Origin of the sequence: Nocardia sp. NPDC005825, from assembly GCF_040630175.1 — a bacterium.
Classification (GTDB): Bacteria; Actinomycetota; Actinomycetes; order Mycobacteriales; family Mycobacteriaceae; genus Nocardia.
This window is the reverse complement of the sequence record NZ_JBEXXC010000028.1, coordinates 16,209-31,972: the sequence shown is the minus strand read 5'-3', so window position 1 is coordinate 31,972 and position 15,764 is coordinate 16,209. Positions and strand designations below refer to the sequence as shown.

Genomic DNA, 15,764 nt, shown 5'->3' with positions numbered 1-15,764 from the left:
CCAACCCACCCCGGGCGCACCCGCCTAGTACCCCAAATCCCAACCAAATCAGTTGCCTTCCCCCCACCGCGTCAACCGTGAACAGTGAGAAGGGGTTCGGAGACATGTCTCCGAACCCCTTCTCGTCAGCCGATCTCAGCCTTCGGCCAGGGCCGCCAGTGCCGGCAGCAGCTGCCGCAGGGCGCGGCCGCGGTGCGAGGCGGCGTCCTTCTCGGCCGGGGTGAGCTGGGCGGAGGAGAGCTCGCCGCCGTCCGGGAAGAACAGCGGGTCGTAGCCGAAACCGCCGTCGCCCACCGGCTTCCGGCCGATGACACCCGGCCATTCGCCGCGCACGACTTCCTCCACACCGGCGCCGACCAGGGCACAGGCCGAGACGAAGCGGGCCCCGCGACGCTCGTCGGGGACGTCGCCGAGCTGGGCCAGCAGCAGGGTGTTGTTGGCCTCGTCCTTGCCGTGGGTGCCCGACCAGCGGGCCGAGAGCACCCCGGGCATGCCGTTGAGGGCATCCACCTCGAGACCGGAATCGTCCGCGACACAGGGCATTCCGGTGGCGGCGAAACCGTCGCGGGCCTTGAGCAGGGCATTGCCCTCGAAGGTCGGCTCGGTCTCGGGAGCCTCGTCGTAGGGCTCGACGTCGTTCAGGCCGACGAGCTCGATGCCCGCGATGCCGGCCTCGTCCAGGATGCGGCGCAGCTCGGTGAGCTTCTTGGCATTGCGGCTGGCGACCAGGACGCGGGTCATCGCTTCTTGGACTCCTCGGGCTCGGGCAGCACGCCCGGGTACGGCAGCGCGAGGGCTTCCTTCTGCACCACGAACAGCTGCTCACAGCCCGCCAGCGCGGAATCGAGCAGCTTGTCCAGGGTGGAGCGCGGGAAGGTGGCGCCCTCGCCGGTGCCCTGGATCTCGACCAGGGTGCCGGTGTCGGTGGCGACCACGTTCATGTCGACCTCGGCGCGCGAGTCCTCCTCGTAGGGCAGGTCCAGGCGCACCCGGCCGTCCACCACGCCGACGCTCACCGCGGCGATGGCGCAGGAGATCGGTTGCGGGTCGGCCAGTTTGCCGGCCGCGCCCAGGTAGGTGATGGCGTCCGAGAGCGCCACGTACGCGCCGGTGATGGCGGCGGTGCGGGTGCCGCCGTCGGCCTGCAGCACGTCGCAGTCCAGGGCGATGGTGTTCTCACCGATCGCGGCCAGGTCGATGCAGGCGCGCAGCGAACGGCCGATCAGCCGGGAGATCTCCTGGGTGCGGCCACCGACCTTGCCCTTCACCGACTCTCGGCCCGAACGGGTGTGGGTGGCGGCGGGCAGCATGGCGTATTCGGCCGTCAGCCAGCCCAATCCGGAATCACGCCGCCACGGCGGGACGCCGTCGTTCACGCTGGCGGTGCACATCACCCGCGTCTGCCCGAACTCCACCAGCACCGACCCGGCCGGGTGCGAAGTGAAACCCCGAGTGATCTTTACGTCGCGGAGTTGGTCATCCGCCCTGCCATCGGCTCGTTTCGACACGACGCTCAGCGTAACGGGACGATCAGATGTCGAAGACCTCGCCCGGGGACACGGCGTGTACGGGACCGCTGAACACGGCCTTCGCCTCGGCGATGACGTCCTCGCGGGAGGTCCACGGCGGGATGTGGGTGAGCAGCAGCTCGCCGACGCCCGCGCGGGCCGCGATCAGGCCCGCCTCGTGGCCGGAGAGGTGGATGCCCGGCGGGCGGTTGGCCGGGTCGTGGGTCCACGACGCCTCCGACAGCAGAACGTCTGCGCCGCTGGCCAACTCGAAGACCTCGTCGCACAGGGCGGTGTCGCCGGTGTAGACCAGGGTGCGGCCCGCCGCGGTGGTGACGCGCAGGCCGTAGGACTCCGGCGGGTGGAACATGCGCCGCGCCTCGACGGTGTGGCCGGTGCCGAACGGGATCGGGACGCCCGCCTGCCAGGGCCGCATGTCGATGACGTCGGACCAGTCGTCGGTCTCGCCGCCGATCTCCGCGGAGGCGTTGCCGATCCGCAGCGAGGTGTCGGCCGGGCCGTAGACGACAGCCTTACCGGTCGGCGGGTTCGGGTGGTAGCGACGCCACACCAGCAGGCCCGGCAAATCCAGGCAGTGATCGGCGTGCAGGTGGGTGAGGAAGATGTCGACCTCGCCCGGATCCAGGTGACGCTGCAACGCGCCGAGCACGCCGGGTCCGAAATCGATGACGGTCGGTGTCATATCCGGGCCGGTCAGCAGGTAACCCGACGCCGGGGAATCCGGGCCGGACACGCTGCCCGAGCACCCGAGGACGGTGAGGCGCATTCCCCCATGCTGCCACGCTGCATTCTCACTCAACGGAGGGATCCCCCAAATCGCCGACCGCGACCAGCGTCACCCCTACGACGCGGGACGGCCGGCGTCAGCCCCGCGACGATGACGACGTTCATGAGCAGAGAGTACCCATCCGGCAACCACTCCACCCACCGCCCCGAAAAGATGTCCTTGCCAAGAGATTTCCGGGTTGCTCGGCAGCACGCCCCACAGGATCGACCCGTAGACGGCCAGCACCCCCAATCCGACCGCGATCTGCACCACATTCCGCGAGAACCAGCCCCAGCAGATCAGATATGTGAGCCAGCCGAACACCAGCCCCGAGGCTCCCACCGACACGGTGTGCGGCATGGCCGTCAGCCACACCCCGGCACCGGCGATCACCCAGATGACGGCGGTCGCCACCAGCCCGCGCCCGATCCCGGTCAGCAAGGTGAGCAGGCCGAGCACCAGCACCGGCAGCGTGTTCGCCAGCAGGTGCCCCCAATTGGCATGCAGGACAGGCGCGAACAGGATGCCGGTCAGGCCCTCGCCGGACCGCGGCCGCACCCCGTTCTGTTCGAGGCGGCCGCCGGACAGGCTGTCGACGGCTTCCACGCCGTACAGCAGCGCGGTGAAGCCCAGCGTCAGCGCAATGGCGCGCTGCCACAGCGATTTCAGGGCCCCCGGCCCGGACGGACCGGTGTCACCGGTCGGGACCGGTGTGCGCCCCGCCCCCGGTTCGGCCAATTCCCTGCGCAGCCGCGCGATCCGCTCCGGATCGAACGACGCGCCCATGCCGCTGCCACCGCTCATGGCAAGACCTCCTAGCCCTGCCCCGAGCGTACCGCCGGATCAGGCCCAGAGCTGGCCGTCGAGCCTCTCCTCCGCCTCCTCCAGCGTGCCGTCGTAGGCGCCGGTGGACAGGTACTTCCAGCCGCCGTCGGCGACCACGAACGCGATATCGGCACGCCGCCCGGCCTTCTCGGCCTTCTTGGCGACCCCGAGCGCGGCGTGCAGGATCGCACCCGTCGAGATGCCCGCGAAAATGCCCTCTTCCAGCACCAATTCACGGGTGCGCCGGACCGCGTCGTAGGGGCCGACCGAGAAGCGGGAGGTCAGCACCGACTCGTCGTAGAGCTCCGGGACGAAGCCCTCGTCGAGATTGCGCAGGCCGTAGACCAGTTCGCCGTAGCGGGGCTCGGCGGCGACGATGTCGATGCCCGGCACCTTCTCGCGCAGGAAACGCCCGGTGCCCATGAGCGTGCCGGTGGTGCCGAGACCGGCCACGAAATGGGTGATCTCGGGCAGGTCGGCCAGGATCTCCGGGCCGGTGGCCTCGTAGTGCGCGAGCGCGTTGGCCGGATTGCCGTACTGGTAGAGCATCACCCAGTCCGGATTCTCGGCCGCGATCTGCTTGGCCAGCGCCACGGCCTGATTGGAGCCGCCCGCGGCCGGGGAGTCGATGATCTCCGCGCCGAACATGGTGAGCAGCTGCCGCCGCTCCACCGAGGTGTTCTCCGGCATCACGCACACCAGCCGGTACCCCTTGAGCTTGGCCGCCATGGCCAGCGAGATGCCGGTATTGCCGCTGGTCGGCTCCAGGATCGTGCAGCCGGGCGTGAGCCGCCCCTCTGCCTCGGCCGCCTCGATCATGCGCAGCGCCGGACGGTCCTTGATGGAACCGGTCGGATTGCGGTCCTCGAGCTTGGCCCACAGGCGCACGTGCTCGTCACCGTCCCAGCGTGGGGACAGGTTCTTGAGACCCACCAGCGGAGTGTTGCCGAGGGTCGCGATCAGCGACTCGTAGCGGGCCACGGTCAGCGGGCCCCGCCGGCGACCGCGGGCAGGATGGTGACCGAGCCGCCCTCGGGCACCTCGGCGTCCAGGCCGCCGGTGAAACGCACGTCCTCGTCGTCGACGTAGATATTGACGTAGCGCTTGAGCTTGCCGTCCTCGAGCAGCTTCGCCGCCAGGCCCGGGTAGTTGGCCTCCAGGTCGGCGATGACGGCGGCCAGGGTCGCGCCCTGTGCCTGAACTCGCTTCTCGCCCTTGGTGATCGGGCGCATGATGGTCGGGATGGACACGGTGACCGGCATCGGGGGACTCCTCTTTTTCTGGGTGGACGCTAGGCGGGGTAGGCGGCGACGATCTCGACCGGCTCCTCGGTGACGACACCGTCGAGGATCCGGTAGCTGCGCAGCTCGTGCTCGTGCGGATCCCGGGTGGAGACCAGCACGTAGTGGGCATGGGGTTCGGAGGCGAAGGACACGTCGGTGCGGCTCGGGTAGGCCTCGGTCGCGGTGTGCGAGTGGTAGATCACCACCGGCTCCTCGTCGGCCGCGTCCAGCTCCCGCCACAGGCGCAGGTGCTCGTCGGAATCGAACTCGTAGAAGGTGGGCGAGCGGGCGGCGTTGATCATCGGCACGAACCGCTCGGGGCGATCGGAGCCCTCGGGACCGGCCAGGATGCCGCAGGCCTCGTCGGGGTGGTCGGCGCGCGCGTGCGCGACCATCGCCTCCACCAGGTCCGCCCTGATCACCAGCACCGTCGCATCCTTCCGTCCACGCCCGAAGCACCCGGCCGAACGGCCGAAACGCTCCCGTCAACATGTGAGAATATGCCGGTATTCCCGGGGCGGCCGGTCACCCTCGCGCCCGGGTCACCTCAGTCGCCGAACAGGTCGCGGTAGGTCGGGATGCCCGCCACCGCCGTCGCGGACAGGATCGCGTCCACGATCGCCCGCTCCACGCACACCGCGGCCGCCGTGCACAGCTGGTCCAGGATCAGCAGATCCGCGGGAAACGCCGGGGGCAGAGGGACATTCGGCTGCGGCTCGGCGGTCCCGGTGGCCAGCGCGAACAGGGTGTCGCCGTCCAGCGGAGAATGCGCGGGCCGGATGGCCCGGGCCAGGCCGTCGTGCGCGGTGGTGGCCAGACGGCGGCAGGCCGCCGGATCCAGCGCCGCGTCGGTGGCGACCACGCCGATCGTGGTGTTGAGCACGGTGCCCTTCACCGCCAGCGCGTTGGCGGCGGTCAGCTGCGCGGCGGTGGGCGGGCGCAGCCCGAAGAACTCGGGACCGTCGGTGCCCGCACCCCACGGGAACCCGGTGCGCGGATCGAACACCGAGCCGACCGGATTGGCCACGATCACCGCGCCCACCGTGATGCCCGCGGCCGGGCCTTCCGCGAAACGCACACTGGCCGTGCCGATTCCGCCCTTGATCGACCCCGCCCGCGCGCCCACGCCCGCACCGGCCGTACCGCGCGCGAACTCTTGGCCCGCGGCGTCGGCGGCGAGGAATCCGGCGTCGGCGTCGGGCCGGATGTTCCACGCGCCCACCGGCAGATCGAAGATGACCGCCCCGGGCACGATCGGCACCACCCGCGAGGGGTCGGCGGGATCCATCGGAATGCCCTCCCGATGCTCCTCCAGCCAGCGCATGACGCCGTCGGCCGCGGCCAGGCCGTAGGCGCTGCCGCCGGTGAGCAGGATCGCATTCGCCTGCCGCACAGTGTTTCCCGGATCCAGCAGGTCGGTCTCGCGGGTGCCGGGGCCGCCGCCGCGCACGTCCACCGCGGCGACCGCGCCGCCGGGGACGCGCACCACGGTGCAGCCGGTGGCCGCGCCCGCGCCCAGGGTGGCGTTCGGATCGAGGAGGCTGTAATGCCCGACCAGCACCCCGCCGACATCCGTGATCGAATTACGTGGTCCCGCAATACTGTTCACGGCAGCTCCTCCTCGGTGACCGGATCCGGCTCGGTGCCCACGCTAGCGCCGGCGGGCGCGCTACGGGGCCAGCGCCTGGATCAGCGAGTCCTGCATCCAGGTGAGCCAGTGGTAGACCTCGAGGCTCGGGCCGCGCGGGTCGTCATCCGGGAAATGCTCGGGCGTGTCGGCGTCGATGTCGAGGGCCGTGCCCAGGGCCAGGCGGACGTCGTTGAGGGCGGTGAGCCAGGCGTCGGCCTGTTCGGGGTTGATGACGATGCGGCCGCCCTGCGGGGGCAGCGTGTCCAGGACGACCCGGCCCGCGGCCAGCTTGGATTCGATGATCTCCGGCTCGTGCAGGCTGCGCAGGGCGCTGTTCAGGTCGGCGCGCTCGGCGTCGGGCGAACCGGGTTCGGGGCGGTGGAAGTCCGGCAGCAGCCGGGCCAGCCGCGGGTCGGCGGGCGGGGTCGAGTTGCCCAGCTGTAGCCCGGTGAGCGCCGCGAGATCGTCCTCGGGGGCCGATTCGGCCCGGTCGACCAGCAGTCCGGTGACCGCCCCGACCAGGGAACGCAGGACGTCCGCCTCGTGGGCGTCCATTTCCGAACGCAGCTTCAGCCCGCCCAGGGAGTTCTTTCTGCTCCACTTCCGCACGGGTTCACCGTAGTCGCCTTGTTCACTCGTCACGTTGCATGGTCGCCCACAGCCCGGCGGCGTGCAGCCGTTGGACGTCGTGCTCCATCTTGTCGCGCGAACCGGCGGACACCACGGCCTTGCCATCGTTGTGGACCTTCAGCATCAGCTCGGTTGCCTTACCTTTGCTGTAGCCGAAGAGCTTCTGGAAAATGTAGGTCACGTAGTGCATGAGATTGACCGGATCGTCCCATACGACGGTGACCCAGGGCCGATCCTCTGCTTCCAGAATCTCGGAATGTTCAATGGCCTCCGGTGTCGCCTGTGCCGACGACAGTGTCGCGCCGACGCCCACCGAACCGGCGGTCATCTCGACAACGTCTTCTCTACACAGACCCATATCAACCAGGGTACGACTCGACGCCGATGAAACAACAGCCCAGCCGACACGCCGCTCCGGCCGGGGCGTGGCATCCCCCCGGCGCGGCGCGGAGCCCGGGAGGCGCGCCCCGGTGTGCCTACAGTGGGGATCGTGATGATCGCTGACGGACTGACCAGTACCGCCTTGCTGACCGACCAGTACGAGCTCACCATGCTGGCGGCGGCGCTGGCCGACGATTCGGCGCAGCGGCAGTGCACCTTCGAAGTGTTCGCTCGGCGATTGCCGAACGGTCGTCGTTATGGTGTGGTCGCGGGGACCGGGCGTTTGCTGGCCGCCCTGCGCGAATTCCGTTTCGGGGAGCCCGAACTCGCGGTCGCCGCCAAGTTCCTCGACGATCGCACCCTGGAGTGGTTGCGCGACTACCGCTTCGGCGGCCAGATCGACGGCTATCGCGAGGGCGAGCTGTTCTTCCCCGGCTCCCCCATCGTCACCGTGCGCGGCACCTTCGCCGAATGCGTACTGCTGGAAACCCTGATCCTGTCCATCTACAACCACGACAGCGCCATCGCCGCAGCGGCCGCCCGCATGGTCAGCGCCGCCGGGGGCCGCCGCATGATCGAAATGGGTTCGCGCCGAACCCACGAACTCGCCGCCCCCGCCAGCGCCCGCGCCGCCTACCTGGCCGGCTTCGACGCCACCTCCAACCTGGAGGCCGCCCGCAGCTTCGGGGTGCCCAGCGCCGGGACCAGCGCGCACGCCTTCACCCTGCTGCACAGCGGCCGCGACGGCGCGCACGAGGCGGCGGCGTTCCGCAGCCAGGTCGAGGCCCTGGGCGTGGGCACCACGCTGCTGGTGGACACCTTCGACATCACCCGCGGCGTGGCCACCGCCATCGAGGTAGCGGGACCCGAATTGGGCGGGGTGCGTATCGATTCCGGCGATCTGGGCGTGCTCGCCCGGCAGGTGCGCGAACAGCTGGACGCCCTGGGCGCCATCCGCACCCGCATCGTGGTGTCCGGCGACCTGGACGAATACGCCATCGCCGCGCTGCGCGCCGAACCGGTCGACGTCTACGGCGTCGGCACCTCACTGGTCACCGGCTCCGGCGCGCCCACCGCGGGCATGGTCTACAAACTGGTCGAGGTGGAGGGTGTCCCGGTCGCGAAACGCAGCTCCCACAAGGAGTCTCGCGGCGGCACCAAGCAGGCCGTGCGGCTGTCCCGCGACACCGGCACCGTGGTCGAGGAGATCGTCTACCCGGCCGTCTCGGACCGCCCCGAGTCCGACCGCTTCGAGGTCCGCGACCTCCAGGTCCCCCTGGTCCGCGACGGCGAGCTGGTCCCCGGCCTGCCCACCCTGGCCCAGAGCCGCGAACTGGTCGCGAAGGGCCTGATCAGTCTTCCGTGGGAGGGCCTGAAGCTGTCGGCGGGCGAACCGGCGATCCCGACGACCTTCCAGGGTTGACCCCCGAGCGGCACAATGCACTACGAGACCCGAACCGCTGTGGTTCACCCAGGCCCCGGGAGGCAGCTCATGAGCCGAGCCCTGATCGTCGTCGACGTCCAGAACGACTTCTGCGAGGGCGGCTCGCTGGCCGTGGCGGGCGGCGCGGCCGTGGCCGAACGCATCACCGAATATCTGGGCGTCTCCGATTACACCGCGATCGTCGCCACCCGCGACTTCCACATCGACCCGGGCGCCCACTTCTCCGCGCAGCCCGACTACGTCGACACCTGGCCGCCGCACTGCCGCGTCGGCACCCCCGGCGCGGACTTCCACCCCGCCTTCGACACCAGCGCGATCCAGGAGATCTTCTCCAAGGGCGCCTACACCGCCGCCTACTCCGGGTTCGAGGGCACGGCCACCGACGGCGACACCGCCCTGGACGCCTGGCTGCGCGACCGCGGCATCGACGCGGTGGACGTCTGCGGCATCGCCACCGACCACTGCGTCCGGGCCACCGCCCTGGACGCCCGCGCGGCCGGCTTCGACACCCGGGTCCTGCTCGGCCTCACCGCCGCCGTCTCCCCGGACACCCTGGCCACCGCCCTGAACACTTTGCGCGAGTCGGGCGTGGAACTGGCCGGGACGCTGGAGTGACCCGCCTGGTCGTCGGCGGAAATCGGTCCTGCCGGACGGCCCGCCGAGGTTTGCGCGAGGGTTGTCGGGACGGCGCAGTAATCTCGTCGCGTGCCCGAACTGCCTGCCGTTCCCAAGCTCCTGGCCACCGCTGTACAGGCGTTGGGAGGTAAGGAACGCAAGGGGCAGCAGACCATGGCCGCGGCGGTCGCGCACGCCATCGACACCGGTGAGCACCTCGCTGTCCAGGCCGGCACGGGTACCGGAAAGTCCCTCGCCTATCTGGTGCCGAGTCTGCGCCACGCGGTGCGGACGGGCCGGACCGTCGTGGTGTCGACGGCGACCATTGCCCTGCAGCGTCAGCTGGTGGATCGCGACCTCCCGCGCCTGGCCGACGCGCTCGCGTCGGATCTGGGTCGTGTGCCGCAGTTCGCGATCCTCAAGGGCCGCAACAACTATCTGTGCCTGAACAAGATCAACAGCGCGATTCCGGACGAGCCGGAGCAGGAACTGTTCGACGCTTTCGCCATCTCGAAGCTGGGCCGCGAGGTCCAGCGCCTCAACGAATGGGTCTCCGACACCGAGAACGGCGACCGCGACGAGCTGACCCCGGGCGTGACCGATCGCGCATGGCGGCAGGTGAGCGTCAGCTCCCGCGAATGCGTGGGCAAGTCCCGCTGCGCGTTCGGCCAGGACTGCTTCGCGGAGAAGGCGCGCGCCGAATCCGCCCAGGCCGATGTGGTGGTGACCAATCACGCACTGCTGGCCATCGACGCCATCAGCGGCATCCAGGTGCTGCCCGAACACGACGTGGTGGTCGTGGACGAGGCGCACGAACTGGTGGACCGGGTGACCGGCGTGGCCACCGCCGAACTGTCCACCGGCGGCATCAGCGCCGCCGCCAAACGCTGCTCCAAGCTCATCGACGAACAGGAAGTGGACCGGCTCGAGGGCGCGGCCGAGGCCTGGCACGGCCTGCTCGACGACCTGCAGCCCGGCCGCTGGGACCGGATGCCCGACGGCGCGGCCCCGGTGCTGGCGCTGATCCGCGACGCGGCCTGGAACGCCCGCACCGCGCTGGCCCCGCAGGGCGGCCAGGCCGCCGATCCGGAGTCGGCGGCGGCCCGCAATCAGGCGCTGGCGGCGGTGGAGGAGGTGCACGACGCCGCGGTCCGGGTGCTCACCACCTTCGAGGAAGCCGATCCTGCCGCACACCGCGATGTGGTCTGGCTGTCCTCGGAGGAGCTGCGCGGGGTGCCGCGCCGGACCCTGCAGATGGCCCCGCTGTCGGTGGGCGGTCTGCTGCGTAGCCGCCTGTTCGGCACCGCCACCGTGGTGCTGGCCTCGGCGACGCTGCAGATCGGTGGTTCCTTCGACAATCTGGCGGTGACCTGGGGGCTGCCGCCGCAGTCGTCGGCGGTGGTGGATCCGGCGCTGGCCAACGGCGCCGAGGCCCCCTCGGACGAGAAAGCGCTGCGGTGGAATTCGGTGGACGTGGGTTCACCGTTCGATCACGCCAAGTCCGGAATCCTGTATGTGGCAAAGCATCTGCCCGCGCCGGGCCGGGACGGGCTGCCACAGTCCTACCTGGACGAGATCGAACGTCTCATTCGCGCGGCGGGCGGGCGCACGCTCGGGCTTTTCTCGTCGATGCGAGCGGCCAAGGCGGCCACCGAGATTCTGCGTGAACGGCTCGATACGCCCGTGTTGTGCCAAGGTGACGACGCGACCGGCGCACTTGTCCGGAAATTCGCCGACGACCCGGAAACCTCACTGTTCGGAACACTTTCGCTCTGGCAGGGCGTGGATGTCCCGGGACCGTCGCTGAGTCTGGTGATCCTGGACCGCATTCCGTTCCCACGCCCGGACGACCCGCTGCTGGTGGCCCGCCAGCGGGCGGTCGAATCCCGAGGTGGCAATGGATTTCTGTCGATCGCGGCGAATCACGCGGCGCTGCTGCTGGCACAGGGCACAGGGCGCCTGCTGCGCAGTGTGGACGATCGCGGCGTTATCGCAATTCTCGATTCGCGACTCGCGACGGCACGCTATGGCGGTTATCTCCGAGCATCTTTACCACCCTATTGGGAAACATCCGATCCCCAAGTTGTGACAAAAGCTCTCGAACGACTGACAAATAGTGTCGCACAATTGAAATGACCTGTGAGAACCCTCACAGGAGTAGCTCCTACTTCCGGGCAGAAGTAAATTGGATTTCGATACTCCGGTGAACCCCCAATTCCCACATCGGATGTGTCCGTAGTCCCCGCGCCAAGCCCTGCACGCGGCGCGGGGACCCGAAACTTCCCGATCGGGTTTCGCTACTTCACCGCAAGGGTGATGAGCGCGGCCACCACGCCGAGCGCGATCGCGCCGGCACTCCAGGCCAGACCCTGACGCTGCCACGGACGGCCCGCGTCGAGCGAGATCCGGCCCGGGCCCGCGAACGCGAAGGCGACCGCCACGAGGGCGTAGACCGCGGGCAGCTCCCACATCGCGAAGCCGCCGCTCCAGGCGGCGTTCACCGCATTGATCATGGTGCCGAGCACAATGGCCGCGGCCAGGGGCGTCAGCAGGCCCAGCGCCAGCAGCAGACCGCCGGCCACCTCGCTCAGCCCGGCCAGGGTGGCGAAGAACTTGGCCGGGTCGTAGCCCATGCTCGCGAACCCGCCCGCGGTGGCGTCCAGGCCGTAGCCGTTGAACCAGCCGAACAGCTTCTGGGTGCCGTGCACGGCCAGCAGGCCGCCGACGCTCACCCGCACGATGGCCAGGCCGATGTCGGCGCCCGTCAGGGACTCGGGGGTGGTGGCGTTCGCGGTTGCGGTCATGGCTGGGTCCTCGTCTCTCGGGTCTACGTCGCTCCGGCGATTCCATCCGGACCGTGGTCCGTTTCGAAGCCTACAGCAGGTCCCCAACCACAACGGGCGCGAGGCTATTCCGCCTCGCGCCCGAAATCCGTACCCGCCACGGGTCCGAGAGTCGCTCCCCTACTCGGCCAGGAACCAGAAGTAGTAGAGGAACACCGCCATCAGCACCCACATGATCGGATGCACCTCGCGCGCACGCCGTTTCGCGATCATGACGATCGGATAGAACAGCAGCCCCATCGCGATGCCGTTGGCGATGGAGTAGGTCAGCGGCATGATGATCACGGTGATGAACGCGGGCACCGCGAATTCGAGCTTGTTCCACTCGATCTCACCCAGCGCCCGGGCCATCAGCACGCCGACCACGATGAGCGCGGGCGCGGTCACCGCCGAGACGTCGGCGAACACCGCGAAGATCGGGAAGAAGAACAGCGCGATCAGGAACCAGCCCGCGGTGGCGACCGCGGTCAGGCCGGTACGGCCGCCCGCCGAGACGCCCGCGGTGGATTCCACATAGGCGGTGGTGCTCGAGGTGCCGATCACCGCGCCCGCGGCGGTGCCGACCGAGTCGGCGGCCAGGGCCTGCCCGGCGCGTTCCAGCTTGCCGTCCTTGCCCAGCAGCCCGGCCTGGTTGGCAACGCCGATCAGGGTCCCGGAGGCGTCGAAGAAGTCCACGAACAGCATGGTCAGCACGACCACCACCATCTGCCCGGTGAACGCGCCCGGCAGGTGGATGATGGCCTGGCCGAAGGTCTGATCCAGTCCGTGCGGCAGCGCGGCCACCGAGTCCGGCAGCTTCACCAGACCCGTCACCATGCCGACCACGGTGGTGGCGAGGATGCCGTAGAGCACCGCGCCGTGCCAGCCGAGCACCAGGAAGACGACCGTCGCGACCAGGCCGAACAGTGCCAGCAGGGTGGTGCCGTGGTGGAAGTTGCCCAGGTGCACGAAGGTGTTCGGATCGGAGGTGACGATCCCGGCGCTCTTGAGGCCCAGGAAGGCCACGAACATGCCGATGCCCGCGCCGACCGCGAGTTTCATCTGCATGGGGATGGCTTCGATGATCTTCTCGCGCACCTTGGTCACCGCGAGGATGAAGAAGATGACGCCGGACAGGAAGGTGCCCGACAGCGCCTCCTGCCACGGAATGCCCATGTGCAGCACGACGGTGTAGGCGAAGAAGGCGTTGAGGCCCATGCCCGGCGCGAGCGCGACCGGGTACTTGGCCCACAGGCCCATGACCAGGGTGCCGAAGATGGCGGCGATCGCGGTCGCGGTGAACACGGCCTGGACCGGCATGCCCTTGTCGTGGAGATCGCCGCCGGGGCCGTCGCCGAGGATGCGCGGGTTCACCGCGAGCACGTAGGACATGGCCAGGAAGGTGACGGTGCCGGCCATCAGCTCGCGCTTGAAGGTGGAACCGTGTTCGCTGACGCCGAAGTACCGGTCGACGCGCCCCTTGGTGCGCGTGAGGACGTCGGTGCTCATAGGTGGGGATCTCCAGTCGGCCGGAGGACAGAGGCTGCTGGTCACGCTAGTTGGTCGGACGGGTCGGTTCGCTCACCACCCCGGCGAACTGTGGGCAATCCCACCTGCCAGAGCGTTGGTTTCCGGGCATCACCAGCGCAATTGGTCCGCAAATAAACTGATTACCGGCCGGTAATTAGAGATCCTTGACCGCCATTGTCTGGGACGTTACAAATACGTAATCCGCCGGGGTTGATCAGGGGAACCGGCCAGGCAGAAGTTGTACGCCAGTGGTTACCGAAGTCATCGACGCGGTCGCGGAGTTCGCGATCGACCGCCAAGCACTCTGGGACGTCCTGATCGATCCACAGACCTACCCCCGGCTATTTCCTGGAATCGGCGCCTGCGAACCCGTCGACACCGTCGATGCGCACCCCGCGTGGAATTTCCGGGTCGGCGGCGCGGATACCGAGATTCGCGTGGTGCGGGTCCAGCTGCACATCACTCGCGCCGGTGAGGGTTTCGAGCTGCATCACCCCGAGCACGGCAGCTTCGCGACGGTCCGGCTGCGCGGCGACACCGGGCACACCCGCGTCTACGTCACCTATTTCAAGGCCACGCACGTGCATCCGCTGCTCACCCGGTTGCCGAACCACGCGGCGGTGACCTGGACGGTGGCGGGGCTCGAACGGGTCGCCGAGCTGATCCAGGGCGCGCCGACGGCACGCATCGTCAATGCCGAGGATTCGCGAATGAAGTTGCAGGCCGGGGTGGTCCGGCAGATGGTGAGCTCCGGCGTGGTGCGCACCTATCGCCCCGATGTGGGCCTGCGGCAGATCGGCGGCCTGGCCAAGTGGGGGTTCAGTCTGGGCGGCGGATACGCGGCGGCGGCCGCGCACTCCCCGCGCCGGGCGGCGGTGATCGACGACCGGTACTCGAGCACCTTCGACCAATTGCACGCGCGCAGTAGCGCACTCGCGGGCGCGTTCACCTCGCTCGGCTTCGGCCCGGGCACGTCGATCGGGCTGCTGTGCCGCAATCACACCGGCATGGTCGAGTGCATGGTGGCGGCGGGCAAGTCGGGCGCGGACGCGGTGCTGCTCAATACCGGGCTGCCCGCGCGGCAGATCGAGGAGATCGTGCAGCGGCACCGGCTCTCGGCGCTGTTCTCCGACAGCGAGTTCGAGGATCTGGTGCGCCACGTGCCCGCCGACATCCCCCGCTTCACCGCCGATGACGCGCCGCCGGACGCGGGCCGCACCAGCATCGAGGACCTGATCGCCATGCGTCAGGATCCGCCGCGCAAGGCGCCGCGACCGGGCCGGCTGGTGGTGCTCACCTCCGGCACCAGCGGGACGCCCAAGGGCGCGCGGCGCCCGCACCCCAAGGGATTCGGGACGGTGGCCGCGCTGCTGTCGCGCATCCCGTTCGGCACCAACGAGACCATGTTCATCCCGGCCCCGCTGTTCCACACCTGGGGGCTGGGGGCGCTGCAGATGTCGACGGCCGTACGGGCGACGGTGCTGCTGGGCGACCATTTCGACGCCGAGGACACGCTGCGCCGGGTGGCCGAGCACAAGGTGACGGCGCTGGTGGTGGTGCCGATCATGGTGACCCGGATCCTGGATCTGCCCGAAGAGGTGCGCGCCCGCTACGACCTGTCGAGCCTGCGCATCGTGGCCAGTTGCGGTGCGCCGCTCGACGGTGCGACGGTGCTGCGTTTCCTCGACACCTTCGGCGACATCCTCTACAACGTGTACGGCTCCACCGAGGTGTCGTGGGCGTCCATCGCCGACCCCGCGGATCTGCGGGTGTCCCCCACCACCGCGGGCCGGCCGCCGCTGGGCACGAAACTGGCGGTGCTGGGCCCGGATCGGCGGCCGGTGCCGGTGGGCGCGACGGGCCGCATCTTCGTCGGCAATCACATGCTCTTCGACGGCTACACCGACGCCACCCCGCCCGACGAGGCCGACGGCATGCTCGACACCGGCGATATCGGCTATCTCGACGCCTCCGGCAGGCTGTTCGTGGCCGGGCGTGACGACGAGATGATCATCTCCGGTGGCGAGAACGTCTTCCCGCGCGCGGTGGAGGAGGCGCTGTCGCATCTGCCGCAGGTGAGCGAGGTGGCGGTGGTGGGCGTGCCGGATCACGAATTCGGCCAGCGCCTGGCGGCTTTCGTGGTGCCGCGGCCCGGCTCCGGGCTGGACTCGGAGATGGTGCGCAACTACATCCGGCACCGGGTGAGCCGCTTCTCGGTGCCGCGCGACGTCACCTTCCTGGAGGCGTTGCCGCGCAATACGACCGGGAAGATTCTCAAGCGGACGCTGATCGCGCCCGCCTGAGCGCGA

Annotated in this window: 16 protein-coding genes; 4 read left to right on the top strand and 12 right to left on the bottom strand. The window is 69.6% G+C overall.

Annotation, left to right across the window (positions count from 1 at the left end):
• Positions 1–135 precede the first annotated feature (135 nt).
• From ABZ382_RS35995 to clpS, 10 genes are all read right to left on the bottom strand, one after another.
• Complete coding sequence (locus ABZ382_RS35995; RefSeq protein ID WP_357098677.1) at positions 136–741, bottom strand: non-canonical purine NTP pyrophosphatase; 606 nt, start codon at positions 739–741, stop codon at positions 136–138.
• Positions 738–1,508 carry a ribonuclease PH gene (gene rph, locus ABZ382_RS35990; protein ID WP_357098674.1) on the bottom strand — a complete coding sequence of 257 codons (771 nt, stop codon included), beginning with the start codon at positions 1,506–1,508 and terminating at the stop codon, positions 738–740. Before rph ends, ABZ382_RS35995 begins: the two co-directional genes overlap by 4 nt.
• A 22-nt stretch (positions 1,509–1,530) precedes the next feature.
• Entirely contained in the window at positions 1,531–2,295 is a 765-nt protein-coding gene (locus tag ABZ382_RS35985) for a cyclic nucleotide-degrading phosphodiesterase (RefSeq protein ID WP_357098671.1), read from the bottom strand.
• Positions 2,296–2,370: 75 nt separating this feature from the next.
• Positions 2,371–3,099, bottom strand: coding sequence for a rhomboid family intramembrane serine protease (locus ABZ382_RS35980; protein ID WP_357098668.1), 729 nt, complete (start codon positions 3,097–3,099; stop codon positions 2,371–2,373).
• A gap of 39 nt (positions 3,100–3,138) precedes the next feature.
• Positions 3,139–4,101: a cysteine synthase gene (locus ABZ382_RS35975; RefSeq protein ID WP_357098665.1), complete on the bottom strand. Its 963-nt coding sequence runs from the start codon at positions 4,099–4,101 to the stop codon at positions 3,139–3,141.
• Between the two features lie 2 nt (positions 4,102–4,103).
• A complete protein-coding gene (locus ABZ382_RS35970; protein ID WP_357098662.1) occupies positions 4,104–4,382 on the bottom strand; it encodes a MoaD/ThiS family protein in 279 nt (92 codons plus the stop codon).
• Between the two features lie 29 nt (positions 4,383–4,411).
• Positions 4,412–4,831 (bottom strand): M67 family metallopeptidase, encoded by a 420-nt coding sequence (locus tag ABZ382_RS35965; protein WP_357098659.1) that lies wholly within the window; start codon positions 4,829–4,831, stop codon positions 4,412–4,414.
• 119 nt (positions 4,832–4,950) lie between these two features.
• Positions 4,951–6,012, bottom strand: a complete 1,062-nt coding sequence (locus ABZ382_RS35960) for a P1 family peptidase (RefSeq protein ID WP_357098657.1) — start codon at positions 6,010–6,012, stop codon at positions 4,951–4,953.
• Positions 6,013–6,072: 60 nt separating this feature from the next.
• Positions 6,073–6,642: a DUF2017 domain-containing protein gene (locus ABZ382_RS35955; protein WP_357098654.1), complete on the bottom strand. Its 570-nt coding sequence runs from the start codon at positions 6,640–6,642 to the stop codon at positions 6,073–6,075.
• 22 nt (positions 6,643–6,664) lie between these two features.
• A complete protein-coding gene (gene clpS / locus ABZ382_RS35950) occupies positions 6,665–6,991 on the bottom strand; it encodes an ATP-dependent Clp protease adapter ClpS (RefSeq protein WP_357098650.1) in 327 nt (108 codons plus the stop codon).
• 165 nt (positions 6,992–7,156) lie between these two features.
• Here clpS and ABZ382_RS35945 point away from each other — a divergent pair, with 165 nt between their 5' ends.
• The 3 genes from ABZ382_RS35945 (at position 7,157) to ABZ382_RS35935 (ending at position 11,239) form a co-directional block, all read left to right on the top strand.
• A complete protein-coding gene (locus tag ABZ382_RS35945) occupies positions 7,157–8,467 on the top strand; it encodes a nicotinate phosphoribosyltransferase (RefSeq protein ID WP_357098683.1) in 1,311 nt (436 codons plus the stop codon).
• Positions 8,468–8,536: 69 nt separating this feature from the next.
• Positions 8,537–9,103 (top strand): isochorismatase family protein, encoded by a 567-nt coding sequence (locus tag ABZ382_RS35940; protein ID WP_357098647.1) that lies wholly within the window; start codon positions 8,537–8,539, stop codon positions 9,101–9,103.
• 90 nt (positions 9,104–9,193) lie between these two features.
• Entirely contained in the window at positions 9,194–11,239 is a 2,046-nt protein-coding gene (locus ABZ382_RS35935; protein ID WP_357098644.1) for an ATP-dependent DNA helicase, read from the top strand.
• A 161-nt stretch (positions 11,240–11,400) separates the two neighbouring features.
• On the opposite strand, the gene ABZ382_RS35930 is transcribed toward ABZ382_RS35935, so the two are convergent.
• Positions 11,401–11,907: a DoxX family protein gene (locus ABZ382_RS35930; protein WP_357098641.1), complete on the bottom strand. Its 507-nt coding sequence runs from the start codon at positions 11,905–11,907 to the stop codon at positions 11,401–11,403.
• 159 nt (positions 11,908–12,066) lie between these two features.
• Complete coding sequence (locus ABZ382_RS35925) at positions 12,067–13,434, bottom strand: NCS2 family permease (RefSeq protein WP_357098638.1); 1,368 nt, start codon at positions 13,432–13,434, stop codon at positions 12,067–12,069.
• A 269-nt stretch (positions 13,435–13,703) separates the two neighbouring features.
• On the opposite strand from ABZ382_RS35925, the gene ABZ382_RS35920 reads away from it, so the two are divergent.
• Positions 13,704–15,758 (top strand): AMP-binding protein, encoded by a 2,055-nt coding sequence (locus ABZ382_RS35920; protein ID WP_357098635.1) that lies wholly within the window; start codon positions 13,704–13,706, stop codon positions 15,756–15,758.
• Positions 15,759–15,764 lie beyond the last annotated feature (6 nt).